This is a genomic window from Streptococcus pyogenes, from assembly GCF_002055535.1.
Lineage (GTDB): Bacteria > Bacillota > Bacilli > Lactobacillales > Streptococcaceae > Streptococcus > Streptococcus pyogenes.
In genome coordinates, this window is record NZ_LN831034.1 from 370,580 (window position 1) to 396,698 (window position 26,119).

The window sequence follows — 26,119 nt, forward strand, 5'->3', positions numbered from 1 at the left end:
GACCAAACGCTATAATGGGTTAAGTAACGATAGATTACTAAAAGGAGTCTAAAAATGACACTAAAAAAACACTATTATCTTCTCAGCCTGCTAGCTCTTGTAACGGTTGGTGCTGCCTTTAACACAAGCCAGAGTGTCAGTGCACAAGTTTATAGCAATGAAGGGTATCACCAGCATTTGACTGATGAAAAATCACACCTGCAATATAGTAAAGACAACGCACAACTTCAATTGAGAAATATCCTTGACGGCTACCAAAATGACCTAGGGAGACACTACTCTAGCTATTATTACTACAACCTAAGAACCGTTATGGGACTATCAAGTGAGCAAGACATTGAAAAACACTATGAAGAGCTTAAGAACAAGTTACATGATATGTACAATCATTATTAAGTCAAAGGCTTAAAAATGGCGACTAGCCCCTCAAAAAAAGAGGCCACACTCATTTAAATTTAAATGAGTGTGGCCTCTTTTTTTGAGGAGACGCAAGGGGTTAAAGGGCTGTGACATAAAGTTGCTTAGCAATATTTTCAGGGATGACAAGTTCCTTGTCGCCATAACAAATCGTATAGGTTTTTGCAAAGGTATCAATTTGAGTTAAGGTTAGCTCGGTATTGATATTGAGGTGATGTGCTTCTAGATACTGGATTAAATCAAAGTGGTCGTGGATTCTGCTTAGACGAAACCGTCCCAACTCCGTGATGGTGTTGAGAGTTGTAGTGTTCATTTCGACAAGAGGCTGACCATAGCGAGGAATAGTCCCTCCGTGTGGGCAGAAATCTGGAAAATCAAGGATCTTGTCTAAACGGTCGATAAAGGAGTCTGAGACAGTGTGCTCTAAGACTTCAGCTTCTTGGTGCACTTCTTGGGTATTATAGCCCAGCTGATGAATCAAAAATACCTCAATCAAGCGGTGTTTGCGGTAGAGGTTAGCAACAAGAGCATAGCCTTTGTCTTTTAGCAAATAGCCTTTTGCTTTATCTTTGACAATCCAGCCTTGTGAAATCATTTTTTTAATCATCTCTGAAACGGCAGGTGCCGAAACGTGCATCTTTTCTGCAACCATTTTATTTGTAATCTTGGGTTCTTGTTCTCCAATTTCATAAATACATTTCAAGTAATCTTCTTTATTAGGCGTCATATCGTTTGGCCTTTCTCTTATTTATAATGATTATTATATCAGAATTTTTAGGAAAAAGCTTGACAAAAAGCCTAAAAGAGGATATCCTTATAGCATAATTAACTAAACTTAATTAAATAAATAATATATCCTAAGGAGAGAAATGATGGGAAAGAGAATGAGCCTCATTTTGGGTGCTTTTTTATCTGTTTTTCTTTTAGTAGCTTGTTCGTCAACTGGCACTAAAACTGCTAAGAGTGATAAATTAAAAGTCGTGGCAACCAATTCAATTATTGCCGACATGACAAAAGCTATTGCTGGTGATAAAATCGATCTGCACAGCATTGTGCCAATCGGTCAAGACCCTCATGAGTACGAACCATTACCAGAAGATGTTGAAAAAACAAGTAATGCTGATGTGATTTTCTATAATGGTATCAATCTAGAAGATGGCGGGCAAGCTTGGTTCACCAAACTAGTGAAAAATGCTCAAAAAACGAAAAACAAAGATTACTTTGCCGTGTCTGATGGCATTGATGTGATTTACTTGGAAGGTGCAAGCGAAAAAGGAAAAGAAGATCCACATGCTTGGTTAAATCTCGAAAACGGAATCATTTATTCAAAAAACATTGCCAAACAATTGATTGCAAAGGATCCTAAAAACAAAGAAACTTATGAAAAGAACCTAAAAGCTTATGTGGCTAAATTGGAAAAACTAGACAAAGAAGCCAAATCAAAATTTGATGCTATTGCAGAAAATAAAAAATTGATTGTGACTAGTGAAGGCTGCTTCAAGTACTTTTCAAAAGCTTACGGTGTCCCATCTGCTTATATCTGGGAAATTAACACCGAAGAAGAAGGAACACCAGATCAAATTTCATCATTGATTGAAAAACTAAAAGTCATCAAGCCATCTGCGCTTTTTGTAGAGTCAAGTGTCGATAGACGCCCTATGGAAACTGTTTCTAAAGATAGTGGTATTCCTATTTATTCTGAGATCTTTACAGATTCAATTGCTAAAAAAGGTAAACCTGGCGATAGTTATTATGCTATGATGAAATGGAACCTTGACAAAATTTCTGAAGGTCTAGCAAAATAAGATAACAATAAAGCACAGCGATTTTAGTGTTGTGCTTTGTTTTATTTATGTAAAGGAGACAAAATGATTACAACTAACAATCTTTGTGTGACCTACGATGGCAACAGTAATGCTTTAGAAGCGATTAATGTGACAATTGAAGGTCCTTCTATCGTTGGTATTATTGGTCCTAATGGAGCTGGAAAATCAACCTTTATGAAAGCTATCTTAAATCTTATTGATTATCAAGGTCACGTAACGGTTGATGGCAAAGATGGTCGTAAGCTTGGGCATACAGTAGCTTACGTAGAACAACGAAGCATGATTGACTATAATTTTCCTATTACTGTTAAAGAATGTGTTGCGCTAGGGACTTATAGTAAATTAGGCCTTTTTCGCCGAGTAGGAAAAAAACAATTTGAGCAGGTTGATAAGGTTCTCAAACAAGTTGGTTTAGAAGACTTTGGCCATCGACCGATAAAATCCTTATCTGGTGGTCAGTTTCAGCGGATGTTGGTTGCGCGTTGCTTGATTCAAGAATCAGACTATATTTTCTTAGATGAACCGTTTGTTGGCATTGACTCGGTCAGCGAAAAAATCATTGTAGATCTTTTGAAAGAGCTCAAAATGGCTGGCAAAACGATTTTAATTGTACATCATGATTTGAGCAAAGTAGAGCATTATTTTGACAAACTCATGATTTTAAATAAACATTTGGTGGCTTATGGCAACGTTTGTGAGGTATTTACTGTTGATACCTTGTCAAAAGCTTATGGCAATCATTTGATTTTAGGAAAGGAGATGGTGTAAATGTCTATGAAATTTTTTGAGGGCTTGATGTCATACCACTTTTTACAAAATGCACTGATAACGGCTGTAGTCATTGGTATCGTCTCAGGTGCTGTAGGGTGTTTTATTATCCTTAGGTCAATGTCTCTTATGGGTGATGCCATCTCACACGCTGTTTTACCAGGGGTTGCTTTGTCATTTATTTTAGGAGTCAATTTTTTTATTGGAGCGATTATTTTTGGGTTATTAGCTTCTGTTATTATTACTTATATCAAGGAAAACTCTGTCATTAAAGGAGATACGGCTATTGGTATCACCTTTAGCTCTTTTTTGGCACTGGGAGTCATCTTGATAGGGGTAGCCAATAGTTCGACGGACTTATTTCATATTTTGTTTGGGAATATTTTAGCTGTGCAAGATAGCGATAAGTGGATTACTATTGGTGTTTCGATTTTTGTTTTAGTGGTTATTAGTCTCTTTTTCAAAGAACTATTATTAACATCATTTGATCCTATCTTAGCCAAATCAATGGGTGTGAAGGTCAATGCGTATCATTATTTGTTGATGGTCCTATTAACTTTAGTGGCTGTTACGGCGATGCAAAGCGTGGGTACTATCTTGATTGTTGCCTTATTGATTACGCCAGCAGCGACAGCTTATTTATATGCTAATAGCTTAAAAGTAATGTTAGTGATGTCATCTTTACTAGGCGCTTTAGCATCGGTTTTAGGGCTTTATTTGGGCTATACCTTTAATGTTGCCGCAGGGTCAAGTATCGTACTGACTTCTGCGATGATGTTTTTGATCAGTTTCTTTGTTTCACCCAAGCAAGGCTACCTTAAAAGATGGATGCAAAAAAAAGAAAAAACACCTTAAACTTTTCGCTTTAAACACCTTAGTGGTTTGCAAATAGTAGCAAATAACATCAAAGGGTGTTTTTTATATGTCATCAAAAGACCATAAAAAACCTTATCAAACCAAGGTATTTAGCCTATTATCTGATAAGGTTTTTTTAAGCATGATTTAGTTTTTAAAGCGATAATCTTTGACAATGTCAATTGAGGTAATCGTAATGTCTTGTTCTGGTTTATCATTTTGGTTGATAGAAGTAGCGGCAATTTTATCGACAACATCCATACCATCAATGACTTGACCAAATACAGTATAACCGCCATCTAAGCTTGGATTGCCGCCATGCTCATAGGCAGAGATGATAGGTTTTGGGTAGTTGGTACTTGATAATCCCTTGCTTTGATTTTTCTTGTTTTGGTTGATATAAAATTGGCTACCGTTAGTATTAGCACCAGCATTTGCCATGGCAAGAGCACCGCGAATATGATATAAAAATGGAGAGATTTCGTTGACAAAGCCATTGCCAGCATCTTTTTTAGGATCCTTGCCTTTCCAAATCGATTCACCACCTGTGCCATCTCCTTTGGGGTCACCTGATTGAATCATAAAGTCGTTGATCACACGATGGAAGGTAAGGTTATCATAGTAGCCTTTTTTAGCATGGGTGAGGAAGTTCTCAACAGCTAAGGGAGCATATTTTGGGAATAACTTAAGGGTAATGTCCCCTTGACTTGTCCTCATTACGACCTTAGCTTCTTCTTTGCCGACTTCTTTGGTTAGTTGTGGAAATTGGCTAGCATCAGCTTTGAGAGCTTTTTGAATGCTTTCTTCATAGGCTTTAGAAGCTGCTTCGCTTTCTTCTTTGGCAGTTTTTTCATCAATGTATTTATCGCCTTTTATAGCGCGGTCAACAGATTCACAAGCACTCAAACTAAGTAAACTAATGGCTACTAAACTGAGAGATAATAATTTTTTCATGTCTACTCCTAAGAATGATTTTCTTTATTTTATCATAAAATGCAACAGAAAATAGTAGTAAAGAGTTAAAAACGCCTATTTTTGTGTTTTATGATCTAACCTTGGTTAAAAGGCTGCTACGACTGTTATTATAGCACAAGATGCTATAGAAAAACTTAAAACACCTTGGTTTTTTAGAGCTATTTCCTAATAGTTAAAAAATGGTATAATAGTGTTATGGTTAAAAGAAATCAAAGAAAAAAAAGTGCGCCTAAGAAGCGTTTAACAAAAGCAGAAGTGGAAAAGCAACGTGCCATTAAGAGGATGATTTTATCTGTTTTAATGGCTTTGTTGCTTATTTTTGCGATGCTTCGCTTGGGCGTCTTTGGTGTGACAACTTATAATATGATTCGTTTTTTGGTGGGTAGTTTAGCCTATCCGTTTATGTTTGCCTGGTTAATTTACTTATTTTGTTTTAAATGGTTACGGCAAAAAGATGGAATGATTGCGGGAGTTGTTATTGCCTTTTTGGGATTGCTAGTTGAGTGGCACGCCTTCTTATTTGCGATGCCTAGGATGCTTGATCAAGATATTTTTCTAGGCACTGCTCGGCTAATTACAAGAGATTTACTAGCCCTGCGCGTGACTGAATTTGTTGGTGGAGGAATGCTTGGTGCATTACTTTATAAACCCATAGCCTTTTTATTTTCGAATATCGGCTCTTACTTTATTGGTTTTTTGTTTATCTTATTAGGATTATTTCTAATGACGCCTTGGGATATCTATGATGTGAGTCACTTTGTGAAAGAGGCTGTTGATAAACTAGCAGTGGCTTATCAGGAAAATAAAGAAAAGCGGTTCATCAAACGAGAAGAGCACCGCTTACAAGCTGAAAAAGAGGCTTTAGAGAAACAAGCACAAGAGGAAGAAAAACGTCTAGCAGAATTGACGGTTGATCCTGAGACGGGAGAGATTGTTGAGGATAGTCAGTCTCAAGTCAGCTATGATTTGGCTGAGGATATGACAAAAGAACCAGAGATTCTTGCTTATGATAGTCACCTCAAAGACGATGAGACAAGCTTATTTGATCAAGAAGACTTGGCTTACGCTCATGAGGAAATTGGGGCTTATGACTCTTTATCTGCTTTAGCATCTTCTGAAGATGAGATGGATATGGATGAACCTGTTGAAGTTGATTTCACACCAAAAACCCATCTTCTTTATAAACTTCCAACGATAGATTTATTTGCACCAGATAAGCCCAAAAACCAGTCCAAAGAGAAAAACTTAGTCCGCAAAAATATCAAGGTGCTTGAAGATACCTTCCAAAGTTTTGGGATTGATGTCAAGGTAGAGCGAGCAGAAATCGGGCCTTCCGTCACCAAATATGAAATCAAGCCAGCTGTCGGGGTCCGAGTTAATCGTATTTCAAATCTTGCTGATGATTTGGCACTTGCTCTGGCTGCTAAAGATGTTCGTATTGAAGCACCAATTCCTGGAAAATCCTTAATAGGTATTGAAGTTCCTAACTCAGAAATTGCAACGGTTTCTTTCCGCGAACTTTGGGAACAATCTGATGCCAATCCTGAAAACCTTTTAGAAGTACCACTAGGTAAAGCTGTTAATGGCAATGCGCGCAGTTTTAACTTAGCTAGAATGCCGCATCTTTTGGTAGCTGGTTCAACTGGTTCAGGTAAATCTGTGGCAGTTAATGGCATTATTTCAAGTATTTTGATGAAGGCACGTCCAGATCAAGTTAAGTTTATGATGATTGACCCCAAAATGGTTGAATTATCTGTTTATAATGATATTCCACATTTATTAATCCCAGTTGTAACCAATCCGCGTAAAGCCAGTAAGGCACTCCAAAAAGTGGTTGATGAGATGGAAAACCGCTACGAGTTATTTAGTAAAATTGGTGTGCGTAATATAGCAGGTTATAATACAAAGGTTGAAGAGTTTAATGCTTCTTCTGAGCAAAAACAAATACCGTTGCCTTTAATCGTTGTCATTGTAGATGAATTGGCTGACTTGATGATGGTGGCTAGTAAAGAAGTTGAAGATGCTATTATTCGTTTGGGACAAAAAGCACGTGCTGCAGGTATCCATATGATTCTTGCAACTCAACGTCCCTCTGTAGATGTTATTTCTGGTTTGATTAAAGCAAATGTTCCGTCGCGTATGGCATTTGCTGTTTCAAGTGGTACTGATAGCCGTACGATCCTTGATGAAAATGGTGCTGAAAAGCTCTTGGGACGGGGTGATATGCTCTTTAAGCCGATTGATGAAAATCACCCTGTTCGCTTGCAAGGGTCTTTCATCTCAGATGATGATGTGGAGCGTATTGTCAACTTTATCAAAGACCAAGCTGAAGCGGATTATGATGACGCCTTTGATCCTGGTGAAGTTAGCGACAATGATCCTGGTTTTTCTGGAAATGGCGGAGCTGCTGAAGGTGATCCTCTTTTTGAAGAAGCAAAAGCCTTGGTCTTAGAAACACAAAAAGCTAGTGCCTCAATGATTCAAAGGCGTTTGTCGGTTGGATTTAATCGTGCCACGCGCTTGATGGATGAATTGGAAGAAGCAGGTGTTATCGGTCCAGCAGAAGGAACCAAGCCTCGTAAGGTATTGCAGACAAACTAAAAGAACCTGACGTCTCATGATGAGATGTTAGGTTCTTTTTTTGTGATGTCAAGCCAGTTGATGAGATGCCTATGCTAATGTAAAAATAAAGATAACTAGAATCAGGTAGAAAATAACGGTGACTAAAAAGCCAACTCGCCAAAATAGCTTCATAAAGCGATGGTAAGAAAACGACTGAGTTCGGATGACTAGCAGTAGTGAAATGACGATGGCTAGCAGCGACATGATAATAAGGTAATAAGGCAGTAAATTATGGGTGAAAAATTTTCCTGAGACAAGCACAATTTCTATCGCAAAAAGTAAAAGTGCGACATCTGGAAATTTAAATCCCTTTTTATTAAGTTTAAATAAAGAGGTTACAATCATGGCAAAAAGAGGCGTTACTATCAAGAAAGCTAAGGCAGTTAATTTATAGATCATCATAGGTCTATTTTATACTCAAATCCCTTACTTGTAAACTGATACTTACCTGTTGTGATAGAAAATGATCTTTGAGAGGGAAAGCGTCTACTTCAATTTAAACATTGCAAAAGGCATCAGCTATTTTAACAAAAAGACTTGATTTATTTTGGCAATAAGCTATAATGGTAAGGTATGCAATATTGCATATCTGTGGGAGGTAAAAATCTCAATTACCGCCAAAACCACAACAGGAGGATTTTTAAAATGGCTAAAAAAGTCGAAAAACTTGTAAAACTTCAAATCCCTGCTGGTAAAGCTACACCAGCTCCACCAGTTGGACCAGCTCTTGGTCAAGCAGGTATCAACATCATGGGCTTCACTAAAGAATTTAACGCTCGTACAGCTGATCAAGCTGGTATGATCATCCCAGTTGTTATCTCAGTTTATGAAGACAAATCATTTGATTTCATCACTAAAACACCACCAGCTGCTGTTCTTTTGAAAAAAGCTGCAGGTGTTGAAAAAGGATCAGGTACACCTAACACTACTAAGGTTGCGACAGTTACTCGTGCACAAGTACAAGAAATTGCTGAAACTAAGATGCCAGATTTGAACGCTGCAAACATTGAAGCTGCAATGCGTATGATCGAAGGTACTGCTCGTTCTATGGGATTCACTGTTACTGACTAGTCAGTCAAGAACCCCTATTACCCGCACGACTTCATCATAAGAGATGAGTGACGTGGGAGATTTTAAATCAAATCGATATGACCACATTACAAGGAGAATTTTAAAATGGCTAAAAAAAGCAAACAAATGCGTGCTGCACTTGAAAAAGTAGATAGCACAAAAGCGTACAGTGTAGAAGAAGCTGTAGCATTAGTAAAAGAAACGAACTTCGCAAAATTTGATGCGTCTGTTGAAGTTGCTTACAACTTGAACATTGACGTTCGTAAAGCAGACCAACAAATCCGTGGCGCAATGGTATTGCCAAACGGAACTGGTAAAACACAACGTGTTCTTGTTTTTGCACGTGGTGCAAAAGCTGAAGAAGCAAAAGCAGCTGGTGCAGACTTCGTAGGTGAAGACGACCTTGTTGCAAAAATCAATGGTGGATGGCTTGACTTTGACGTTGTTATCGCAACGCCAGACATGATGGCTATCGTAGGTCGTCTTGGACGTGTCCTTGGACCTCGTAACTTGATGCCAAACCCTAAAACTGGTACAGTAACGATGGATGTTGCTAAAGCCGTTGAAGAGTCTAAAGGTGGTAAAATCACTTACCGTGCTGACAAAGCAGGTAATGTTCAAGCTCTTATTGGTAAAGTTTCATTTGATGCTGACAAATTGGTTGAAAACTTCAAAGCCTTCCACGATGTAATGGCTAAAGCTAAACCTGCAACAGCTAAAGGAACTTACATGGCAAACGTCTCAATCACATCAACACAAGGTGTTGGTATCAAGGTTGATCCTAACTCACTTTAAGAAAAAAATTAGGGCATCGCCTAATCATAGCAAAAAGACAAATTTCTGAAGACAAATCTTCACTAGAGGTTTGTCTTTTTTATGGTTTAAAATGGGATGCAAACAAAAAAGTGTAGGCGATAATACCATGAAAGGAGTTGATTCTCTTAATGAGATGTGGTGTTAACACATCATGAGCTCACAAAAAATGATAAAGGAAGTATCGGTGGTGTTAAAAAAAGGGATTTTAATTGACATTTATTAGCCTCTAAAATGTCCTTTCCCTATTCATAATTGAGGGTTTGTGGTAAAATAGTAAGGACAAACTAAGGAGAACATAGTAGTGGAACCTAAATATCAACGTATATTAATTAAGTTATCTGGTGAAGCATTAGCAGGTGAAAAAGGAGTTGGCATTGACATTCCAACTGTTCAGGCTATTGCAAAAGAAATTGCCGAAGTTCATGTGTCGGGAGTACAGATCGCTCTTGTTATTGGTGGAGGCAATCTCTGGCGTGGAGAGCCTGCAGCAGACGCTGGAATGGACCGTGTTCAGGCTGATTACACTGGCATGCTTGGAACGGTGATGAATGCCCTAGTCATGGCTGATAGTCTTCAACATTATGGTGTTGATACCCGTGTGCAAACAGCTATTCCTATGCAAAATGTAGCAGAACCTTATATTCGCGGACGTGCCTTGCGCCATCTAGAAAAAAATCGGATTGTTGTTTTTGGAGCTGGTATTGGCTCGCCTTATTTTTCAACAGACACCACCGCGGCACTGCGTGCTGCTGAGATTGAAGCAGATGCTATTTTAATGGCAAAAAATGGTGTGGATGGGGTCTATAATGCTGATCCTAAAAAAGATGCTAATGCGGTTAAATTTGATGAATTAACACATGGTGAAGTGATCAAACGTGGTCTCAAAATCATGGATGCAACGGCATCGACCTTATCGATGGATAACGATATTGATTTGGTGGTTTTCAATATGAATGAAGCTGGCAATATTCAACGTGTTGTCTTTGGAGAACATATTGGAACTACTGTATCAAATAAAGTTTGTGACTAAAAGTTAGAAAAGAAAGAGAGTAATTATCATGGCAAATGCAATTATTGAAACTGCAAAAGAACGTTTTGCACAATCCCATCAGTCTTTATCACGTGAATATGCCAGCATTCGTGCGGGTCGTGCCAACGCTAGTCTTTTAGACCGTATCCAAGTTGATTATTACGGGGCACCGACACCATTAAATCAATTGGCTTCAATCACTGTACCAGAAGCGCGTGTCTTATTGATCTCGCCTTTTGATAAATCTTCTATCAAAGATATCGAGCGCGCTCTTAACGCATCAGATTTAGGCATTACACCTGCTAACGATGGCTCTGTCATTCGTTTGGTTATTCCAGCTTTGACCGAAGAAACACGTAAAGAATTAGCCAAAGAAGTGAAAAAAGTTGGTGAAAATGCTAAAATTGCAATCCGTAATATCCGCCGCGATGCTATGGATGATGCTAAAAAGCAAGAAAAAGCAAAAGAAATCACTGAAGATGAGTTAAAAACACTTGAGAAAGATATCCAAAAAGCAACCGATGATGCTATCAAAGAAATTGACCGCATGACGGCTGAAAAAGAAAAAGAATTGCTCTCAGTGTAACAGGATTCCTACGAAAAATAGACGACTATAGACACAAAAAGATAGGTGACCATTTCAGAAGCGTTTGGTTTTGATTTGTCCCTATCTTTTTAAAGAAAGAAAAAAGATATGAATGATTTACTAGCAACAGTCATTACTGGGCTTATTAAAGAAGAAAACGCTAATGACTATTTTATCCACAAAGAAGGGTTTACCTTTACCTTGTCTAAAGCAGAAGGAGAACGCCAGATTGGTGATATGGTCACAGGCTTTGCCTATACAGACATAGAGCAAAAGGCACGTCTCACAACCAAAGAGATCCGTTCAACACGGACAAGTTATGGCTGGGGGGAAGTGACAGAGGTTCGTCGTGACCTAGGCGTTTTTGTCGATACAGGAATTCCAAATAAAGAAATTGTGGTTTCTTTGGACGTGTTGCCTGAGATGAAAGAACTATGGCCTAAAAAAGGGGATAAACTTTACATTCGTTTGGATGTGGATAAAAAAGACCGTATTTGGGGACTTCCAGCAGAGCCTGAGGTCTTTCAAAAGATGGCTAGCCCTGCTTACAATAACATGCAAAATCAACATTGGCCAGCAATTGTTTACCGCCTAAAATTAACAGGAACGTTTGTTTACCTGCCTGAAAACAACATGTTGGGCTTTATTCACTCAAGTGAACGCTACGCAGAACCGCGCTTAGGTCAGGTTTTAGATGCCCGTGTGATTGGGTTTAGAGAGGTCGATCGTACCTTGAATTTATCGTTGAAACCACGTTCTTTTGAGATGTTGGAGAATGACGCTCAGATGATTGTTACTTATCTGGAAGCCAATGGTGGTTTCATGACTTTAAATGACAAATCAAGTCCAGAAGAGATTAAAGCAAGCTTTGGTATTTCAAAAGGCCAGTTTAAAAAAGCCTTGGGTGGATTGATGAAAGCTAAACGTATCAAACAAGACGCCACAGGAACTGAATTAATAGGATAAAAATGCTTTGCCACTGGCAAAGTTTTTTGTTACAATGAAGACCATTAAGTGAAGAAAAAGGGGATATAGAGAATGGAAAGAGCCATTTTTGCAGGAGGTTGTTTCTGGTGTATGGTGCAACCTTTTGAGGAGCAAGCAGGTATTTTGTCAGTCAGAAGTGGCTACACAGGTGGGCATCTCCCAAATCCTAGCTATGAACAAGTTTGTGCCAAAACAACAGGACATACAGAAGCTGTTGAAATTATTTTTGACCCTAAGCAAATCGCTTATAAAGATTTGGTAGAGCTCTATTGGACGCAGACGGATCCAACAGACGCCTTTGGGCAATTTGAAGATCGTGGGGACAACTACCGTCCTGTCATTTACTACACAACGGAAAGACAAAAAGAAATTGCAGAGCAATCAAAAGCAAACTTGCAAGCTTCAGGACGTTTTGACCAACCCATTGTCACCACTATTGAACCAGCAGAGCCATTTTATCTCGCAGAGGATTATCACCAAGGATTTTATAAAAAGAATCCCAAGCGGTATGCACAAAGCAGTGCTATTCGTCATCAGTTTTTAGAGGAGAATTGGTCATGAGAAAATCATTTTACAGCTGGCTGATGACACAACGTAACCCTAAATCAAATGAACCTGTGGCGATTTTAGCAGATTTGGTGTTTGATGACACCACTTTTCCAAAGCATACCAATGATTTTGAACTCATTAGTCGGTATCTAGAAGATCAAGCTAGTTTTTCCTTTAATTTAGGTCAATTTGATGAAATCTGGGAAGATTATCTAGCACATTAATACGTGGATAAAAAAGAGTCATATCGACTCTTTTGAAGGGTTATCACGTTATTATTACAAAATGACATCACTTTCTTTCAAAAAAATGACAAGCTACTTTTTTTCTTAAAAATATGCTATGATATAGCTTAGAAAAAAATAAAAAGGAAGCAGAGATGATTATTACTAAAAAGAGCTTATTTGTGACAAGTGTCGCTTTGTCGTTAGTACCTTTGGCGACAGCGCAGGCACAAGAGTGGACACCACGATCGGTTACAGAAATCAAGTCTGAACTCGTCCTAGTTGATAATGTTTTTACTTATACTGTAAAATACGGTGACACTTTAAGCACAATTGCTGAAGCAATGGGGATTGATGTGCATGTCTTAGGAGATATTAATCATATTGCTAATATTGACCTAATTTTTCCAGACACGATCCTAACAGCAAACTACAATCAACACGGTCAGGCAACGAATTTGACGGTTCAAGCACCTGCTTCTAGTCCAGCTAGCGTTAGTCATGTACCTAGCAGTGAGCCATTACCCCAAGCATCTGCCACCTCTCAACCGACTGTTCCTATGGCACCACCTGCGACACCATCTGATGTCCCAACGACACCATTCGCATCTGCAAAGCCAGATAGTTCTGTGACAGCGTCATCTGAGCTCACATCGTCAACGAATGATGTTTCGACTGAGTTGTCTAGCGAATCACAAAAGCAGCCAGAAGTACCACAAGAAGCAGTTCCAACTCCTAAAGCAGCTGAAACGACTGAAGTCGAACCTAAGACAGACATCTCAGAAGCCCCAACTTCAGCTAATAGGCCTGTACCTAACGAGAGTGCTTCAGAAGAAGTTTCTTCTGCGGCCCCAGCACAAGCCCCAGCAGAAAAAGAAGAAACCTCTGCGCCAGCAGCACAAAAAGCTGTAGCTGACACCACAAGTGTTGCAACCTCAAATGGCCTTTCTTACGCTCCAAACCATGCCTACAATCCAATGAATGCAGGGCTTCAACCACAAACAGCAGCCTTCAAAGAAGAAGTGGCTTCTGCCTTTGGTATTACGTCATTTAGTGGTTACCGTCCAGGTGATCCAGGAGATCATGGTAAAGGTTTGGCCATTGATTTTATGGTGCCTGAAAATTCTGCTCTTGGTGATCAAGTTGCTCAATATGCCATTGACCATATGGCAGAGCGTGGTATTTCATACGTTATTTGGAAACAGCGATTCTATGCGCCATTTGCAAGTATTTACGGACCAGCCTACACATGGAACCCCATGCCAGATCGCGGCAGTATTACAGAAAACCATTATGATCATGTTCATGTCTCCTTTAATGCTTAATTCATGCTATTAAAAAAACTCACGTTTAGGCGTGAGTTTTTTGACAATTCTGACAGAGTAAGCCCTATAAGAGGCTGAGATACGCTTTTAATACCTGTTGTTTTTCTCACCCTTTAGACAGTTTTAACGTTATGTCTAAAAGAGATGGTTTTTATTAGCGCAAATATGGGTTTAGGGGTAAAATAAAGGTAATTAACCTGATATGATCATGATAAAGGTAGAAGAATACCTATTATTTCGTGACAACTGAGCAATCTGCCTTACCTTTGGAGTGATGATATCACTTTGCTTGACTATTCAAGGAGGTCTTGAAATGTATTATACTAGTGGTAATTACGAAGCTTTTGCAACACCTCGAAAACCTGAAGGGGTAGATCAGAAATCAGCTTATATTGTTGGTACTGGTTTAGCTGGTTTAGCAGCAGCTGTTTTCCTTATTCGCGATGGGCATATGGCTGGGGAACGCATTCATCTGTTTGAGGAATTGCCTTTAGCAGGTGGTTCTTTAGATGGTATTGAAAAGCCTCATCTTGGTTTTGTGACCCGTGGTGGTCGTGAGATGGAAAATCATTTTGAGTGTATGTGGGACATGTATCGGTCTATTCCCTCACTGGAAATTCCCGGTGCGTCTTATTTAGATGAATTTTATTGGTTGGATAAGGATGATCCTAACTCATCCAACTGTCGTTTGATTCACAAGAGAGGAAATCGTGTGGATGATGACGGCCAGTATACGCTCGGTAAACAGTCAAAAGAATTAATCCATTTAATCATGAAGACAGAAGAATCTCTAGGAGACCAAACCATTGAAGAGTTCTTCTCAGAAGATTTCTTTAAGAGTAATTTTTGGGTGTATTGGGCAACCATGTTTGCTTTTGAAAAATGGCATTCTGCTGTAGAAATGCGACGCTATGCGATGAGGTTTATCCACCATATTGATGGTTTGCCAGATTTCACCTCCCTCAAGTTCAACAAATATAACCAATATGACTCTATGGTCAAACCGATTATTGCTTACCTAGAATCACACGACGTTGACATCCAATTTGACACAAAAGTCACTGATATTCAGGTGGAGCAAACAGCTGGTAAAAAGGTAGCAAAAACCATCCATATGACGGTGTCTGGGGAGGCTAAGGCGATTGAGCTAACACCTGATGATTTGGTTTTTGTGACCAATGGTTCTATTACTGAAAGCAGCACATACGGTAGTCATCACGAAGTGGCTAAGCCAACCAAAGCGTTAGGTGGTTCTTGGAATTTATGGGAAAATCTAGCTGCTCAATCAGATGATTTTGGTCATCCTAAAGTGTTTTACCAGGACTTGCCTGCTGAAAGCTGGTTTGTGTCTGCTACAGCAACCATAAAACACCCAGCTATCGAGCCTTATATAGAACGTTTGACCCACCGTGACTTGCACGATGGCAAAGTGAACACTGGCGGCATCATCACTATTACAGATTCTAACTGGATGATGAGCTTTGCCATTCACCGTCAACCTCATTTTAAAGAACAAAAAGAAAATGAGACCACTGTCTGGATTTACGGTCTTTATTCCAATAGTGAGGGCAATTACGTCCACAAGAAAATTGAGGAGTGTACAGGTCAAGAAATCACAGAAGAATGGTTGTACCACCTTGGGGTACCTGTTGATAAAATCAAGGACTTAGCGAGTCAGGACTATATCAATACAGTTCCTGTTTACATGCCTTATATTACGAGTTACTTTATGCCACGCGTCAAAGGAGACCGTCCGAAAGTTATCCCAGATGGTTCAGTCAACTTGGCCTTTATTGGTAACTTTGCGGAATCTCCATCTCGAGATACGGTCTTTACGACTGAGTATTCTATTCGTACTGCCATGGAAGCAGTGTATAGCTTCTTGAATGTGGAACGAGGCATCCCAGAAGTCTTTAATTCAGCCTATGATATTCGTGAATTGCTCAAAGCCTTTTATTACCTTAATGATAAAAAGGCAATCAAGGATATGGATTTGCCAATTCCTGCACTGATTGAGAAAATCGGACATAAAAAAATCAAGGATACCTTTATCGAAGAATTGCTCAAAGATGCTAATCTTATGTAACATGCCTTAGAGTAGTTAAAGCTGATAAGTTTAGGCTTATCAGCTTTTTTGATGATTTATAGAAAAGTGATAAAGGAAAAGTCTGACGTGAACGTCACATAAGAATTTAAAATTTGTTATAATGTAAGCAATAAAGATGAAAGAAAGAGGGACTCTATTTGCAAGAGTATTCTATTGACATTACCTTAACCCATCCTGATGATGTTTTAGCTCTTTTTGGTAGCAACGAGCGTCATTTGAAGCTAATAGAAGCTCATTTAGGAGTTATTGTTCACGCAAGAACCGAGCGAGTCCAAGTGATTGGTGATGATGAAGAAGCTGTGGAATTGGCTCGATTGACCATCAAAGCCCTACTGGTTCTAGTGGGTCGTGGCATGGTGGTCAACACATCAGATGTGGTGACAGCTTTATCTATGGCAGAATCTCATCAGATTGACCAATTTATGGCGCTTTATGAAGAAGAAATCATTAAAGATAACTATGGTAAGGCAATACGAGTCAAAACATTAGGTCAAAAAACCTATGTTGATAGTGTCAAACGTCATGATGTGGTTTTTGGTGTAGGACCTGCAGGGACAGGTAAAACCTTCTTAGCTGTTACGCTTGCAGTCACTGCTCTGAAAAGAGGACAGGTAAAGCGTATTATTTTGACGCGTCCTGCGGTAGAAGCTGGCGAAAGCCTAGGTTTTTTACCAGGCGATTTGAAAGAAAAGGTGGATCCTTACCTCAGACCTGTTTACGATGCCCTTTATCACATTTTAGGCAAGGAACAAACCACACGCCTGATGGAACGAGATGTGATTGAGATTGCTCCGTTAGCTTATATGCGAGGTCGTACTCTGGATGACGCTTTTGTTATCTTAGATGAGGCTCAAAACACGACCATCATGCAAATGAAGATGTTTTTGACCCGTCTTGGTTTTAATTCTAAAATGATTGTCAATGGAGATACGAGTCAGATTGACCTCCCTCGAAATGTCAAGTCTGGTTTGATTGATGCTACTCAGAAATTACAAGGCATTAAACAGATTGATTTTGTCTATTTCTCTGCTAAGGATGTTGTCCGACATCCTGTTGTGGCTGATATTATCAAGGCTTATGAAACGTCCTCAGAGGAGATGAAGGACTTACTAAAACCTAAGGCTAGTGACGTTGAAGCTGATTACCAGCCAGGCTTGACAAAATACCCTGTGATCGGTCAAGAGCACTAAGACTTTTACGATGATGTTTAATATGGCCTTTTTAAGGAGGATTCTATGGATGATTTAACCAAAGCTATTATGGCAGATGAGGCTAATCTCTCCTATACCGAAAGAGGTATTTTTCCTTTATATGATGCTCCTCAAACAGCTAGGATTATTATTGTTGGCCAAGCTCCTGGAATAGTAGCTCAAGGAACCAAACTTTACTGGAATGATCGTAGTGGCATCCGCTTACGAGACTGGCTAGGTGTGGACAATGACACCTTTTACCACTCAGGATTGTTTGGCATTATCCCTATGGATTTCTATTATCCTGGTAAGGGAAAATCCGGTGACTTACCACCTAGAGAAGGTTTTGCGGCTAAGTGGCACCCGCCATTAAGAGCATTGATGCCAGAAGTTGAATTGACGATTTTGGTTGGTCGCTATGCTCAGGACTTTTACCTTGGTAACAAGGCTTACAAAACCTTAACTGAAACAGTCCGTCACTTTGAGGATTACTTGCCAGACTATTTTCCACTTGTTCATCCTTCTCCAAGAAACCAATTGTGGTTAGCTAAGAACCCCTGGTTTGAGCAGGATTTATTACCTATCTTGCAAAAACGTGTGGAGGCAATTCTAACCAAATAGGCCCTGATTTACCTAGCATTCCCATTTTTAAGGGGCTTGTGGTATAATGGGTAAATAACAAATGCTGATTGAAAGGATAAGGGAAATTATCTGTCAGATAATAATGGGTGCCCAACATACCAAATGAGGTGGGCAGCCCTTCCCTAACAATTAACCTTATGTATATCGAGATGATTGACGAAACGGGACAAGTTTCGCAAGAGATTATGGAGCAAACACTTGATTTGCTCAATTTTGCTGCTCAAAAGACGGGCAAAGAAGAAAAAGAAATGTCTGTGACCTTTGTGACCAATGAAAGAAGTCATGAACTCAACTTAGAATACCGAGATACTGATCGTCCAACAGATGTGATTTCTCTAGAATATAAGCCAGAAACGCCTATTTTATTTAGTCAAGAGGATTTGGCTGCTGATCCTAGTTTGGCAGAGATGATGGCAGAGTTTGATGCTTATATTGGCGAATTGTTTATTTCTATTGACAAGGCGCGTGAGCAGTCCCAAGAATATGGGCACTCTTTTGAGCGTGAAATGGGATTTTTGGCTGTTCATGGATTCTTACATATTAATGGGTATGATCACTACACCCTTGAAGAAGAAAAAGAGATGTTTACCTTACAGGAAGAGATTTTGACTGCTTATGGCCTTACACGACAATAATACCACCAAACGGAAATGGAAAAACAGAACCATTACCTCAAGCTTGGAGTTTGCCTTGACAGGGGTTTTCACAGCTTTTAAGGAAGAACGCAATCTCAGAAGCCACCTTTTGTCTGCCTGTTTAGCTTGTGTTGCTGGTTTATTTTTTAGCATTTCAGCCATCGAATGGTTATTTTTACTTCTAGCCATTTTTTTGGTCATTACCTTAGAAATTGTCAATTCTGCTATTGAAAATGTAGTTGATTTGGCTAGTGACTATCACTTTTCTATGCTAGCTAAAAATGCCAAGGATATGGCAGCAGGTGCTGTTTTGATGATTTCTGGCTATGCTGTCTTGACAGGACTTATTATTTTTATTCCTAAAATTTGGAATATTTTCGTTCATTAAAAAGAAAGGAATGGGCTATCCTATGTGATGATGGCATAGGAGAATAAGGAAAGGACAAGACGGTTAAGCTTAGTGACAAGCTTGATCTGAAGCCCTACCGTTAAAGCCCGTAATTATCTATGTTTAAATCAGGCTTTGTAGCCATTCTTGGTCGTCCAAATGTTGGCAAATCCACCTTTTTAAATCACGTCATGGGGCAAAAAATTGCCATCATGAGTGACAAGGCTCAGACCACCCGTAATAAAATTATGGGCATTTACACCACAGAAACAGAACAAATTGTCTTTATTGATACGCCAGGTATTCATAAACCAAAGACCGCCCTTGGTGATTTTATGGTTGAATCTGCTTATAGTACTTTACGTGAAGTTGAGACGGTTCTTTTCATGGTTCCTGCCGATGAAAAGCGTGGTAAGGGTGACGACATGATTATCGAGCGGCTAAAAGCAGCTAAGATTCCCGTTATTTTAGTCATCAACAAAATTGATAAGGTTCATCCAGACCAACTTTTGGAACAGATTGATGACTTCCATAGCCAAATGGATTTTAAAGAAGTGGTCCCAATTTCTGCCCTAGAAGGTAATAATGTGCCAACTTTGATCAAGTTATTAACTGATAATCTTGAAGAAGGTTTCCAATATTTTCCAGAAGATCAGATTACTGATCATCCAGAACGTTTCCTTGTGTCAGAAATGGTTCGTGAGAAGGTACTGCATTTGACGCAACAAGAGGTTCCACATTCCGTAGCTGTTGTTGTCGAATCCATGAAGCGAGATGAAGAGACTGATAAAGTGCATATCCGTGCAACCATTATGGTGGAGCGCGATAGCCAAAAAGGCATCATCATTGGAAAACAAGGAGCCATGCTCAAAAAAATCGGAAAAATGGCGCGCCGTGATATTGAACTCATGTTAGGCGACAAGGTCTACTTAGAAACGTGGGTCAAAGTCAAGAAAAACTGGCGGGATAAAAAGCTTGATTTAGCTGATTTTGGCTATAATGAGAAAGAATACTAACATAGTAAAGCGAGATCATATGCCACAAGACTACATTTCTTATATCCGCTCCAAAGTTGGGCATGATAAGATTATTCTTAACTTTGCTGGTGGGATTTTGACCAATGATGACGGCAAGGTGCTGATGCAGCTGCGTGGTGATAAGAAAACCTGGACTATTCCTGGTGGCACTATGGAACTGGGTGAGAGCTCTTTAGAGACTTGCAAACGTGAGTTCTTAGAGGAAACCGGAATTGAGGTTGAAGCTGTTCGCTTACTGAATGTTTACACTCATTTTGAGGAAGTTTATCCCAACGGTGATGCTGTTCAGACTATTGTCTTTATCTATGAACTAACGGCTGTTTCTGATATGGCTATTGATAACTTTCATAATGAGGAAACGCTCAAGTTACAATTTTTCTCTCATGAGGAGATAGCAGAGTTAGAGAGTGTCTCAGCCAAACATCGCCTGATGTTAGAGGAATATTTTAGTGATAGCTTTGCTATGGGGCATTAAGAACTCTCTAGGACAGTTGGAGTATTTTTGGAGATTGGCTTGTTAAAAAAATTTTTGAAAGACGATATTCGAGAGCTTATGCTCTCTTTTTTTGCTTCCAATTTTTCTGATTAAGTCTGAATAATTTTGTTAAATGTTAACAGGATTTTCTTTCCAATTGATACTAGCAGACATCAAACATTTGTTTTAGAGTTATGACGAATTGCCACCTAGCCATGCATGACTTAGGCAAGTTGAACCTAACTGTGACAATAGACTTGGGAGGGGTGACAAGAATCATTTCCTAAAAGAATTGATGAAGTGCCTATCCATTATTCGAATTGTAAAGTTCGTCTAAGTAAAGTTGAATTTGGTCTCGAATGGACCTTAATGATTTATGACTTGTTGTGTCAATAACACCAAAAACTCGATAATGATTTTTAAATATTTCCTCGTAATTAATATGATTTCCGATTAGAATAATATGAGCATGAGGATAACGCATACGTATTTCGTTTAGAAGGTCATATACTTGCTTAGATTTAAAAAAGTATGATTTATGATAAAATAAACCTGACATTTGTATTTATAATCTAAGTTTTTCCCACTAATAATTTGAGTTTTTAGAAAGTATCTCTTGAGGTAATAGTTAATATAGATAGATATCATATATCCTAAAAGAGAACGATGTCTTGTAAGTATTTTCGAAGACTATAATATTAAGTTCGGAGCTCGTATTCATAAAGGATTCGGAGTATGTTTTGACACACTTGATAGCTTATTTGACTAATATTCAAAAACTCTACTCTTGTGTTTACACAACATTATTGACAGTCTCTAATATGTTAAAAAGTTTATTTGAGATGTTTATACAACCATTCACGACATAGAAAAAAATTTTTATAATAATATGCTATATTTAGTTTGTCAAAGTTGCAACAAGATGAATATAACATTTTAGAAAGGTTTTTAAAGTTATGATAAAATTTGCAGAAGAAATACAAAAAGAAGAGTTGTTCCATATTATTGGAGGTTATAGTGCTACAGATTGTAAAAATCATTTAATTGGTGGTATTACTTCAGGTGCTATTGCAGGTGGTGTTGGAGCAGGTATGGCTACTTTAGGTGTTGGAGGAGTTGCAGGTGCGTTTGCAGGTGCACATGTAGGTGCTATTGCGGGTGGATTAACTTGCGTTGGTGGTATGTTATTTAATGGAAAATAATTTTGAGGTGAAAAATGGATAATTTTTTAGAATTACAGTTTGAAGAATTAGTAAATATTTCTGGTGGAAAAGGAAATATTGGATCTGCTATCGGAGGGTGCTTAGGTGGGATGCTTATAGCTGCAGCAGGAGGTCCAATAACTGGAGGTGCGGCAGCATTTGTATGTGTAGCATCTGGAATTGCAGCTTATCAATGATATGATTATAGTTATAATACTCGGTTTAATTTGTCTAATACTTTCCCAAATTTTTTTGAAGGATAAAGAGGTAAGAGAAAATGCAAGTAAAGTAATTTTAATTGTGATATTTGTTTATGTCTTACTAAGTACTATTACAAATTAATAATATTAAAATGTTGTGTAAACACAAGAGTAGAGTTTTTGAATATTAGTCAAATAAACTATCAAGTGTGTCAAAGCATGCTCCGAATCCTTTATGAATACGAGCTCCGAACTTAATATTATAGTCCTCGAAAATACTTACAAGACATCGTTCTAAGGCTTCTTCATTTGGAAAAACCACCCTCCTTCTTGCTTTGTCGCTTGATTTCTTTATTGAGTGATTCAATCAAGTTTGTAGAGTAAATACTAGACCAAATGTAATGTGGAAATTGATAGAAAGTTAGGAGATTTTCCGTTGTTTCAAGTGATGTCATAACCTTTTTGTAACGAGGCTTCCACTCAGAAACAAGTGGTCACCATACATGCGCTTAATAATGTCACTGATTTCGCGTGTCGTAACGCCAGTCTGATAGAGTTTGATCACTATCTCTTCCAAGTGGTCCTCTCGTCTAGCATAAGATGGTAATAAAACTGGTGAAAACTCGCCGTTTCGATCTCTTGGGATGATTAAATTGACTAAGCCATACTTTGTTTCAAACTGACGAGAATAAGTCCCATTACGGCTATTACCTGTGTTGTAACCTTCTTTTTCATAAGGTTCATAACCAAGAAAAGCTGATAGTTCAACTTGCAAGAGGTCATTCATAGCTATTTCTAAAGAGGAGCGAAAGAATTCATCAATATCTTGTTTTTGTGCTAGGAAGTTAAGTAATTCTGTGGTAAACTGAGTCATGGGAATAAATCTCTTTCTAGTAAGTGTCGCAACTCTACTATACAGGATTTATTCCTTTTTGTGTGTTTACACAAGATATTTTACACTACCATCAAAAATCTTAAAAGGTATTTATAAAAGCATGAATGGTATCATTTAAACTTCTTAATTAATTAACTATTGTCACAGCGTAAGTGTAGAGAGGATAAAAAGACATTTCATGATGAAAAATAGCCTTTTAAGATTTTGAAACCATGATACTGTTCTTTATGATATTCTGTACTAGCTCGAGGTTGCAACGAGACAAATTTAAGAATTATGAAAAGAAGTTATTCGATATGGAGATAAAGAAACTGGAAACATTTCACCAAATGACTATAGAAAAGCTTGCCAAGGTTGAGGGTGGTAAGAATAATTGGCAGGCAAATGTCAGTGGGGTTATCGCTGCAGGTAGTGCTGGAGCTGCTATAGGTTTTCCAGTTTGCGGTGTAGCCTGGAGCTAAAACAGCTATTACTCTTTGGGCTGGTGTAACAGGAGCTACAGGCGGATTCTAGAGGAAGGAAAGGATGACAACAATGAAGGAATTAACAATTAATGACATGTCTAGTATAAGTGGAGGAAACGCTCCAGGAGATGCTGTAATTGGTGGTCTTGGAGGCTTAGCTTCTGGATTGAAATTTTGTAAACTGCCACATCCAGTATTGACAGGTGGATGTGTTGTAGGATTTACAGTTGGTGGAGCATATTTGGGATATACAGCAAATTAAATGATCTATACGATTTTTATTATTATGCATGCGTCTATAATGTTTTTAATGATTGTTGATGCCATTCATAAAAAAATGTTGATAAATCTATACCATATTTAGTGTTTTTAATTTTCAATCAATTATCCCTTTCGGAAAAATCGGTAAACATGTTATCTATCGTAGCTTTGGTAGCGTCATTATTTGTTTTTATCGATAAAAGAAAATAGTGATTATGCCAATGAATTTAGATATCACTCTTAGCTTTTTAAAATACAAAAGAGTGAAATTAAAATGAAAAAGACTTCAAAAATATGGAAGTGCTAAAAAATGGTCTGGCTATCATAAATGGAGGCGGAAAAGACGGAGCAAATATCTTTTTGACAGGGATGGCAGGTGCTGCGCAGGGAGTGACAGTTTGTGCTCAGACAGGCGTATTTATCCCTTGGCAAGGTTATATTTTGTGTGGAGCAGCTGGTGCTGCTACAAATATTATCTGGCCTCACTAAATATATAAATGACTATCTATCACTGATGTATAAGTAGTAGAGGAGTGGTATGAAAACTTTAGATATTGTTGTTTGCTATACAATAGGAATGATTTTATCATTAGGTCGTCTTATTTCTCCTAATCACTCTATATTTAATAAACTTAAAAAGTGAAATGAATAATATTTAAAGTTTGTTTTTAAATAATGGGACTAGTTTAGTGTAACCGATTCAATTAAAGAATAGTTCGTGACAAGAAGATACCTTTGAAGTTTCAGAAATAATCTGTTTTCCATCCTGCTATACTCATCTTTGCCAAAGCTCGTCATTTTATATGATTTATATAGAATTACGAGTTTTTTGTTAGACTAATATGAGAAAATATAGTATGTCGAATTCCTAAATAAAAAATAATGAAAGGAACATGATGATGTTAAGAGATGTTAAAGTTAAAACGAGCAGTTTATTAGTTGGTTGTGCGGCTACTTTACTAGTCAGTTTGAGTAGTACAGTTGCGGCAGATTCAGTCCATTCGTCTGATAGACGTTTTGGAGTTGGCTTTTGGAGTTGGCTATAAGGAAGAAACAACCTCTCAGTTTTCTTCGGATCAGCCCTCCCAAGTGGTTTTGTATCGAGGTGAGGCTAACACGGTTAGGTTTGCCTATACCAATCAGATGTCTCTGATGAAAGATATTCGCATTGCTTTGGATGGTTCTGATAAGTCTTTGACCGCTCAGATTGTTCCTGGTATGGGTCATGTTTATGAGGGCTTTCAAACTTCTGCTAGAGGGATTTTTACGATGTCAGGAGTTCCTGAAAGCACTGTTCCCGTTGCTAACCCTAATGTACAAACCAAATATATAAGGTATTTCAAAGTCATTGATGATATGCATAACACAATGTATAAAGGAACTGTTTTTCTTGTTCAACCGCAAGCTTGGAAATACACCATGAAATCTGTTGATCAGTTACCAGTAGATGACTTGAACCATATTGGCGTTGCTGGTATTGAACGAATGACAACTCTCATTAAAAATGCGGGTGCCCTTTTAACCACAGGAGGTAGTGGGGCTTTCCCAGACAATATTAAAGTATCTATTAATCCAAAGGGGAGGCAGGCCACGATTACTTATGGGGACGGCTCTACGGATATTATTCCTCCAGCAGTTTTATGGAAAAAAGGCTCCGTAAAAGAGCCTACTGAAGCCGATCAATCTGTCGGAACACCGACTCCTGGTATTCCTGGTAAATTCAAACGAGACCAGAGCCTTAACGAGCATGAAGCTATGGTAAATGTCGAACCACTGTCTCATGTAGTAAAAGACAATATAAAGGTCATAGATGAAAAATCAACAGGGCGGTTTGAGCCTTTTAGACCTAATGAAGATGAGAAGGAGAAGCCTGCCAGCGATGTTAAGGTAAGACCAGCAGAAGTTGGTAGCTGGCTAGAACCAGCGACAGCTCTTCCTAGTGTTGAAATGAGCGCTGAGGACAGGTTAAAAAGTTAGTTAATAATTTGCCGGTTGCTTTAGACAGGCAAACAGGAAAGGGCTTGGAGGTTTCTTCTGAAGTAGCTGTGAGCGCCTCACAGCCGGAAGAATTGCATCGATTGCCTAACCGTTTGATACCTGAGGAAGACAATAATAAACTATCACGAGTAGCCAAGGAAGTCGTTACTGAGCCAAGGCTAAATAACCCCTTTTTGTTACCCAAGAAGGTTCTTTCGTTAGAAGATGATGCTGCTATCCTTAATCATTTGGAGGAAGACCGTGATGTCAATAAGTTGTTCCTCGAGCCAGTTGCGGCTGAAGCCAAGAGAGAAATTAATTTTCATCCAAGTGACCAGCAGGTGACTGCTAAAGTTAAGGAGTCATCTGATTTTCATCAGAAACAGCACCAAACAGGGATTACTTATGGAGATGATACTCTGGCAGATCTGACGCATCATTTGCTTCATTCAGATGGTGTTATTCCTAGTCTAAATGATAAGAGTGCTTAAGAATTATGTGCTAGTAAGTCTCGCTAAGAAGAGGAGTGTTACAAGATAAATAAAGAAGAGGTCAGGGAACTACCGGCCTCTTTTTGTCCGAAATAGCGAGAATG

Annotated in this window: 29 protein-coding genes and 3 pseudogenes; 27 read left to right on the forward strand and 5 right to left on the reverse strand. The window is 38.6% G+C overall.

The window, feature by feature from the left end; all coding sequences use genetic code 11:
- The first annotated feature begins 54 nt into the window (after positions 1 to 54).
- The gene (locus tag B6D67_RS02035) at positions 55 to 396 is read left to right on the forward strand and encodes a hypothetical protein (RefSeq protein ID WP_010921958.1); all 342 of its coding nucleotides are present in this window, start codon (positions 55 to 57) and stop codon (positions 394 to 396) included.
- Positions 397 to 496: 100 nt separating this feature from the next.
- Here the strand turns inward: B6D67_RS02035 and B6D67_RS02040 are convergent, their stop codons facing one another.
- Positions 497 to 1,144: a metal-dependent transcriptional regulator gene (locus B6D67_RS02040; RefSeq protein WP_011285412.1), complete on the reverse strand. Its 648-nt coding sequence runs from the start codon at positions 1,142 to 1,144 to the stop codon at positions 497 to 499.
- A gap of 145 nt (positions 1,145 to 1,289) precedes the next feature.
- Between B6D67_RS02040 and B6D67_RS02045 the strand changes: the two genes are divergently transcribed.
- The 3 genes from B6D67_RS02045 to B6D67_RS02055 all read left to right on the forward strand — a co-directional run bounded on the left by B6D67_RS02045 (position 1,290) and on the right by B6D67_RS02055 (position 3,866).
- Positions 1,290 to 2,222 carry a metal ABC transporter substrate-binding protein gene (locus B6D67_RS02045; protein ID WP_004218965.1) on the forward strand — a complete coding sequence of 311 codons (933 nt, stop codon included), beginning with the start codon at positions 1,290 to 1,292 and terminating at the stop codon, positions 2,220 to 2,222.
- 63 nt (positions 2,223 to 2,285) lie between these two features.
- Complete coding sequence (locus tag B6D67_RS02050; protein ID WP_002985780.1) at positions 2,286 to 3,011, forward strand: metal ABC transporter ATP-binding protein; 726 nt, start codon at positions 2,286 to 2,288, stop codon at positions 3,009 to 3,011.
- Entirely contained in the window at positions 3,012 to 3,866 is an 855-nt protein-coding gene (locus B6D67_RS02055; RefSeq protein ID WP_002990814.1) for a metal ABC transporter permease subunit, read from the forward strand.
- Positions 3,867 to 4,013: 147 nt separating this feature from the next.
- On the opposite strand, the gene B6D67_RS02060 is transcribed toward B6D67_RS02055, so the two are convergent.
- Positions 4,014 to 4,820 (reverse strand): peptidylprolyl isomerase, encoded by an 807-nt coding sequence (locus tag B6D67_RS02060; protein ID WP_002990808.1) that lies wholly within the window; start codon positions 4,818 to 4,820, stop codon positions 4,014 to 4,016.
- 216 nt (positions 4,821 to 5,036) lie between these two features.
- Here B6D67_RS02060 and B6D67_RS02065 point away from each other — a divergent pair, with 216 nt between their 5' ends.
- The gene (locus B6D67_RS02065) at positions 5,037 to 7,442 is read left to right on the forward strand and encodes a DNA translocase FtsK (RefSeq protein WP_011285414.1); all 2,406 of its coding nucleotides are present in this window, start codon (positions 5,037 to 5,039) and stop codon (positions 7,440 to 7,442) included.
- 69 nt (positions 7,443 to 7,511) lie between these two features.
- Here B6D67_RS02065 and B6D67_RS02070 read toward each other — a convergent pair whose 3' ends face one another.
- On the reverse strand, positions 7,512 to 7,865 hold the full coding sequence (locus B6D67_RS02070) for a DUF3397 domain-containing protein (protein WP_010921962.1): 354 nt from the start codon (positions 7,863 to 7,865) through the stop codon (positions 7,512 to 7,514).
- Between the two features lie 243 nt (positions 7,866 to 8,108).
- Here B6D67_RS02070 and rplK point away from each other — a divergent pair, with 243 nt between their 5' ends.
- The 15 genes from rplK to B6D67_RS02145 all read left to right on the forward strand — a co-directional run bounded on the left by rplK (position 8,109) and on the right by B6D67_RS02145 (position 20,525).
- Positions 8,109 to 8,534: a 50S ribosomal protein L11 gene (rplK, locus tag B6D67_RS02075; RefSeq protein WP_002990800.1), complete on the forward strand. Its 426-nt coding sequence runs from the start codon at positions 8,109 to 8,111 to the stop codon at positions 8,532 to 8,534.
- 105 nt (positions 8,535 to 8,639) lie between these two features.
- Positions 8,640 to 9,329 (forward strand): 50S ribosomal protein L1, encoded by a 690-nt coding sequence (rplA, locus tag B6D67_RS02080; RefSeq protein ID WP_002985768.1) that lies wholly within the window; start codon positions 8,640 to 8,642, stop codon positions 9,327 to 9,329.
- A 322-nt stretch (positions 9,330 to 9,651) separates the two neighbouring features.
- The gene (pyrH, locus tag B6D67_RS02085; RefSeq protein WP_002985765.1) at positions 9,652 to 10,380 is read left to right on the forward strand and encodes a UMP kinase; all 729 of its coding nucleotides are present in this window, start codon (positions 9,652 to 9,654) and stop codon (positions 10,378 to 10,380) included.
- Positions 10,381 to 10,408: 28 nt separating this feature from the next.
- Positions 10,409 to 10,966, forward strand: coding sequence for a ribosome recycling factor (gene frr / locus B6D67_RS02090; RefSeq protein ID WP_002985763.1), 558 nt, complete (start codon positions 10,409 to 10,411; stop codon positions 10,964 to 10,966).
- 108 nt (positions 10,967 to 11,074) lie between these two features.
- Positions 11,075 to 11,932 (forward strand): CvfB family protein, encoded by an 858-nt coding sequence (locus tag B6D67_RS02095; protein ID WP_010921963.1) that lies wholly within the window; start codon positions 11,075 to 11,077, stop codon positions 11,930 to 11,932.
- A 72-nt stretch (positions 11,933 to 12,004) separates the two neighbouring features.
- Entirely contained in the window at positions 12,005 to 12,514 is a 510-nt protein-coding gene (gene msrA, locus B6D67_RS02100; protein ID WP_010921964.1) for a peptide-methionine (S)-S-oxide reductase MsrA, read from the forward strand.
- Positions 12,511 to 12,726, forward strand: a complete 216-nt coding sequence (locus B6D67_RS02105; RefSeq protein WP_002985757.1) for a YozE family protein — start codon at positions 12,511 to 12,513, stop codon at positions 12,724 to 12,726. The genes msrA and B6D67_RS02105 overlap by 4 nt, the downstream gene beginning before the upstream one ends.
- 155 nt (positions 12,727 to 12,881) lie before the next feature.
- Positions 12,882 to 14,051 (forward strand): LysM peptidoglycan-binding domain-containing protein, encoded by a 1,170-nt coding sequence (locus tag B6D67_RS02110; RefSeq protein ID WP_010921965.1) that lies wholly within the window; start codon positions 12,882 to 12,884, stop codon positions 14,049 to 14,051.
- Between the two features lie 313 nt (positions 14,052 to 14,364).
- Entirely contained in the window at positions 14,365 to 16,137 is a 1,773-nt protein-coding gene (locus B6D67_RS02115; RefSeq protein WP_010921966.1) for an oleate hydratase, read from the forward strand.
- Between the two features lie 158 nt (positions 16,138 to 16,295).
- Positions 16,296 to 17,348 carry a PhoH family protein gene (locus tag B6D67_RS02120; RefSeq protein WP_010921967.1) on the forward strand — a complete coding sequence of 351 codons (1,053 nt, stop codon included), beginning with the start codon at positions 16,296 to 16,298 and terminating at the stop codon, positions 17,346 to 17,348.
- 45 nt (positions 17,349 to 17,393) lie between these two features.
- Positions 17,394 to 17,969 (forward strand): uracil-DNA glycosylase family protein, encoded by a 576-nt coding sequence (locus B6D67_RS02125; RefSeq protein ID WP_010921968.1) that lies wholly within the window; start codon positions 17,394 to 17,396, stop codon positions 17,967 to 17,969.
- 158 nt (positions 17,970 to 18,127) lie between these two features.
- Entirely contained in the window at positions 18,128 to 18,625 is a 498-nt protein-coding gene (gene ybeY / locus B6D67_RS02130) for an rRNA maturation RNase YbeY (RefSeq protein WP_002985748.1), read from the forward strand.
- Complete coding sequence (locus B6D67_RS02135; protein WP_002985746.1) at positions 18,606 to 19,013, forward strand: diacylglycerol kinase family protein; 408 nt, start codon at positions 18,606 to 18,608, stop codon at positions 19,011 to 19,013. The genes ybeY and B6D67_RS02135 overlap by 20 nt, the downstream gene beginning before the upstream one ends.
- 119 nt (positions 19,014 to 19,132) lie before the next feature.
- Complete coding sequence (era, locus tag B6D67_RS02140) at positions 19,133 to 20,029, forward strand: GTPase Era (protein WP_010921969.1); 897 nt, start codon at positions 19,133 to 19,135, stop codon at positions 20,027 to 20,029.
- A 19-nt stretch (positions 20,030 to 20,048) separates the two neighbouring features.
- Positions 20,049 to 20,525: an NUDIX hydrolase gene (locus tag B6D67_RS02145; RefSeq protein ID WP_010921970.1), complete on the forward strand. Its 477-nt coding sequence runs from the start codon at positions 20,049 to 20,051 to the stop codon at positions 20,523 to 20,525.
- Between the two features lie 304 nt (positions 20,526 to 20,829).
- Here the strand turns inward: B6D67_RS02145 and B6D67_RS10355 are convergent, their stop codons facing one another.
- Positions 20,830 to 21,084: a hypothetical protein gene (locus B6D67_RS10355; RefSeq protein WP_010921971.1), complete on the reverse strand. Its 255-nt coding sequence runs from the start codon at positions 21,082 to 21,084 to the stop codon at positions 20,830 to 20,832.
- A 397-nt stretch (positions 21,085 to 21,481) separates the two neighbouring features.
- On the opposite strand from B6D67_RS10355, the gene B6D67_RS02155 reads away from it, so the two are divergent.
- Entirely contained in the window at positions 21,482 to 21,727 is a 246-nt protein-coding gene (locus B6D67_RS02155) for a Blp family class II bacteriocin (protein WP_002994504.1), read from the forward strand.
- A 14-nt stretch (positions 21,728 to 21,741) separates the two neighbouring features.
- Positions 21,742 to 21,924: a class IIb bacteriocin, lactobin A/cerein 7B family gene (locus B6D67_RS02160; protein ID WP_002987564.1), complete on the forward strand. Its 183-nt coding sequence runs from the start codon at positions 21,742 to 21,744 to the stop codon at positions 21,922 to 21,924.
- Between the two features lie 190 nt (positions 21,925 to 22,114).
- On the opposite strand, the pseudogene B6D67_RS02165 reads toward B6D67_RS02160, so the two are convergent.
- Positions 22,115 to 22,801, reverse strand: a pseudogene (locus tag B6D67_RS02165) (transposase).
- A gap of 317 nt (positions 22,802 to 23,118) precedes the next feature.
- On the opposite strand from B6D67_RS02165, the pseudogene B6D67_RS02170 reads away from it, so the two are divergent.
- The 5 genes and pseudogenes from B6D67_RS02170 (at position 23,119) to B6D67_RS02195 (ending at position 26,015) form a co-directional block, all read left to right on the forward strand.
- Positions 23,119 to 23,335: pseudogene (locus B6D67_RS02170) on the forward strand (Blp family class II bacteriocin).
- A gap of 12 nt (positions 23,336 to 23,347) precedes the next feature.
- Positions 23,348 to 23,548 (forward strand): class IIb bacteriocin, lactobin A/cerein 7B family, encoded by a 201-nt coding sequence (locus B6D67_RS02175; protein ID WP_010921972.1) that lies wholly within the window; start codon positions 23,348 to 23,350, stop codon positions 23,546 to 23,548.
- A 293-nt stretch (positions 23,549 to 23,841) separates the two neighbouring features.
- Positions 23,842 to 24,036 (forward strand): hypothetical protein, encoded by a 195-nt coding sequence (locus B6D67_RS02185; RefSeq protein WP_002990768.1) that lies wholly within the window; start codon positions 23,842 to 23,844, stop codon positions 24,034 to 24,036.
- A gap of 404 nt (positions 24,037 to 24,440) precedes the next feature.
- A pseudogene (locus B6D67_RS02190) lies at positions 24,441 to 25,524 on the forward strand (hypothetical protein).
- Between the two features lie 92 nt (positions 25,525 to 25,616).
- The gene (locus B6D67_RS02195; RefSeq protein WP_014635342.1) at positions 25,617 to 26,015 is read left to right on the forward strand and encodes a hypothetical protein; all 399 of its coding nucleotides are present in this window, start codon (positions 25,617 to 25,619) and stop codon (positions 26,013 to 26,015) included.
- The last annotated feature ends 104 nt before the right edge of the window (positions 26,016 to 26,119 follow it).

Excerpts from the sequence above, each read along its gene's own strand:
- B6D67_RS02115 (WP_010921966.1), top strand. The coding sequence starts at position 14,365 with ATGTATTATACTAGTGGTAATTACGAAGCTTTTGCAACACCTCGAAAA.
- B6D67_RS02145 (WP_010921970.1), top strand. The coding sequence starts at position 20,049 with ATGCCACAAGACTACATTTCTTATATCCGCTCCAAAGTTGGGCATGAT.
- B6D67_RS10355 (WP_010921971.1), bottom strand. The coding sequence starts at position 21,084 with ATGTCAGGTTTATTTTATCATAAATCATACTTTTTTAAATCTAAGCAA.
- B6D67_RS02060 (WP_002990808.1), bottom strand. The coding sequence starts at position 4,820 with ATGAAAAAATTATTATCTCTCAGTTTAGTAGCCATTAGTTTACTTAGT.
- B6D67_RS02065 (WP_011285414.1), top strand. The coding sequence starts at position 5,037 with ATGGTTAAAAGAAATCAAAGAAAAAAAAGTGCGCCTAAGAAGCGTTTA.
- B6D67_RS02055 (WP_002990814.1), top strand. The coding sequence starts at position 3,012 with ATGTCTATGAAATTTTTTGAGGGCTTGATGTCATACCACTTTTTACAA.
- B6D67_RS02185 (WP_002990768.1), top strand. The coding sequence starts at position 23,842 with ATGGAAGTGCTAAAAAATGGTCTGGCTATCATAAATGGAGGCGGAAAA.
- B6D67_RS02135 (WP_002985746.1), top strand. The coding sequence starts at position 18,606 with ATGGCCTTACACGACAATAATACCACCAAACGGAAATGGAAAAACAGA.
- B6D67_RS02125 (WP_010921968.1), top strand. The coding sequence starts at position 17,394 with ATGGATGATTTAACCAAAGCTATTATGGCAGATGAGGCTAATCTCTCC.
- B6D67_RS02050 (WP_002985780.1), top strand. The coding sequence starts at position 2,286 with ATGATTACAACTAACAATCTTTGTGTGACCTACGATGGCAACAGTAAT.
- rplK (WP_002990800.1), top strand. The coding sequence starts at position 8,109 with ATGGCTAAAAAAGTCGAAAAACTTGTAAAACTTCAAATCCCTGCTGGT.
- B6D67_RS02155 (WP_002994504.1), top strand. The coding sequence starts at position 21,482 with ATGATAAAATTTGCAGAAGAAATACAAAAAGAAGAGTTGTTCCATATT.
- B6D67_RS02095 (WP_010921963.1), top strand. The coding sequence starts at position 11,075 with ATGAATGATTTACTAGCAACAGTCATTACTGGGCTTATTAAAGAAGAA.
- B6D67_RS02175 (WP_010921972.1), top strand. The coding sequence starts at position 23,348 with ATGACAACAATGAAGGAATTAACAATTAATGACATGTCTAGTATAAGT.
- msrA (WP_010921964.1), top strand. The coding sequence starts at position 12,005 with ATGGAAAGAGCCATTTTTGCAGGAGGTTGTTTCTGGTGTATGGTGCAA.
- B6D67_RS02110 (WP_010921965.1), top strand. The coding sequence starts at position 12,882 with ATGATTATTACTAAAAAGAGCTTATTTGTGACAAGTGTCGCTTTGTCG.
- B6D67_RS02160 (WP_002987564.1), top strand. The coding sequence starts at position 21,742 with ATGGATAATTTTTTAGAATTACAGTTTGAAGAATTAGTAAATATTTCT.
- frr (WP_002985763.1), top strand. The coding sequence starts at position 10,409 with ATGGCAAATGCAATTATTGAAACTGCAAAAGAACGTTTTGCACAATCC.
- B6D67_RS02105 (WP_002985757.1), top strand. The coding sequence starts at position 12,511 with ATGAGAAAATCATTTTACAGCTGGCTGATGACACAACGTAACCCTAAA.
- rplA (WP_002985768.1), top strand. The coding sequence starts at position 8,640 with ATGGCTAAAAAAAGCAAACAAATGCGTGCTGCACTTGAAAAAGTAGAT.
- B6D67_RS02070 (WP_010921962.1), bottom strand. The coding sequence starts at position 7,865 with ATGATGATCTATAAATTAACTGCCTTAGCTTTCTTGATAGTAACGCCT.
- B6D67_RS02035 (WP_010921958.1), top strand. The coding sequence starts at position 55 with ATGACACTAAAAAAACACTATTATCTTCTCAGCCTGCTAGCTCTTGTA.
- era (WP_010921969.1), top strand. The coding sequence starts at position 19,133 with ATGTTTAAATCAGGCTTTGTAGCCATTCTTGGTCGTCCAAATGTTGGC.
- ybeY (WP_002985748.1), top strand. The coding sequence starts at position 18,128 with ATGTATATCGAGATGATTGACGAAACGGGACAAGTTTCGCAAGAGATT.
- B6D67_RS02040 (WP_011285412.1), bottom strand. The coding sequence starts at position 1,144 with ATGACGCCTAATAAAGAAGATTACTTGAAATGTATTTATGAAATTGGA.
- B6D67_RS02045 (WP_004218965.1), top strand. The coding sequence starts at position 1,290 with ATGGGAAAGAGAATGAGCCTCATTTTGGGTGCTTTTTTATCTGTTTTT.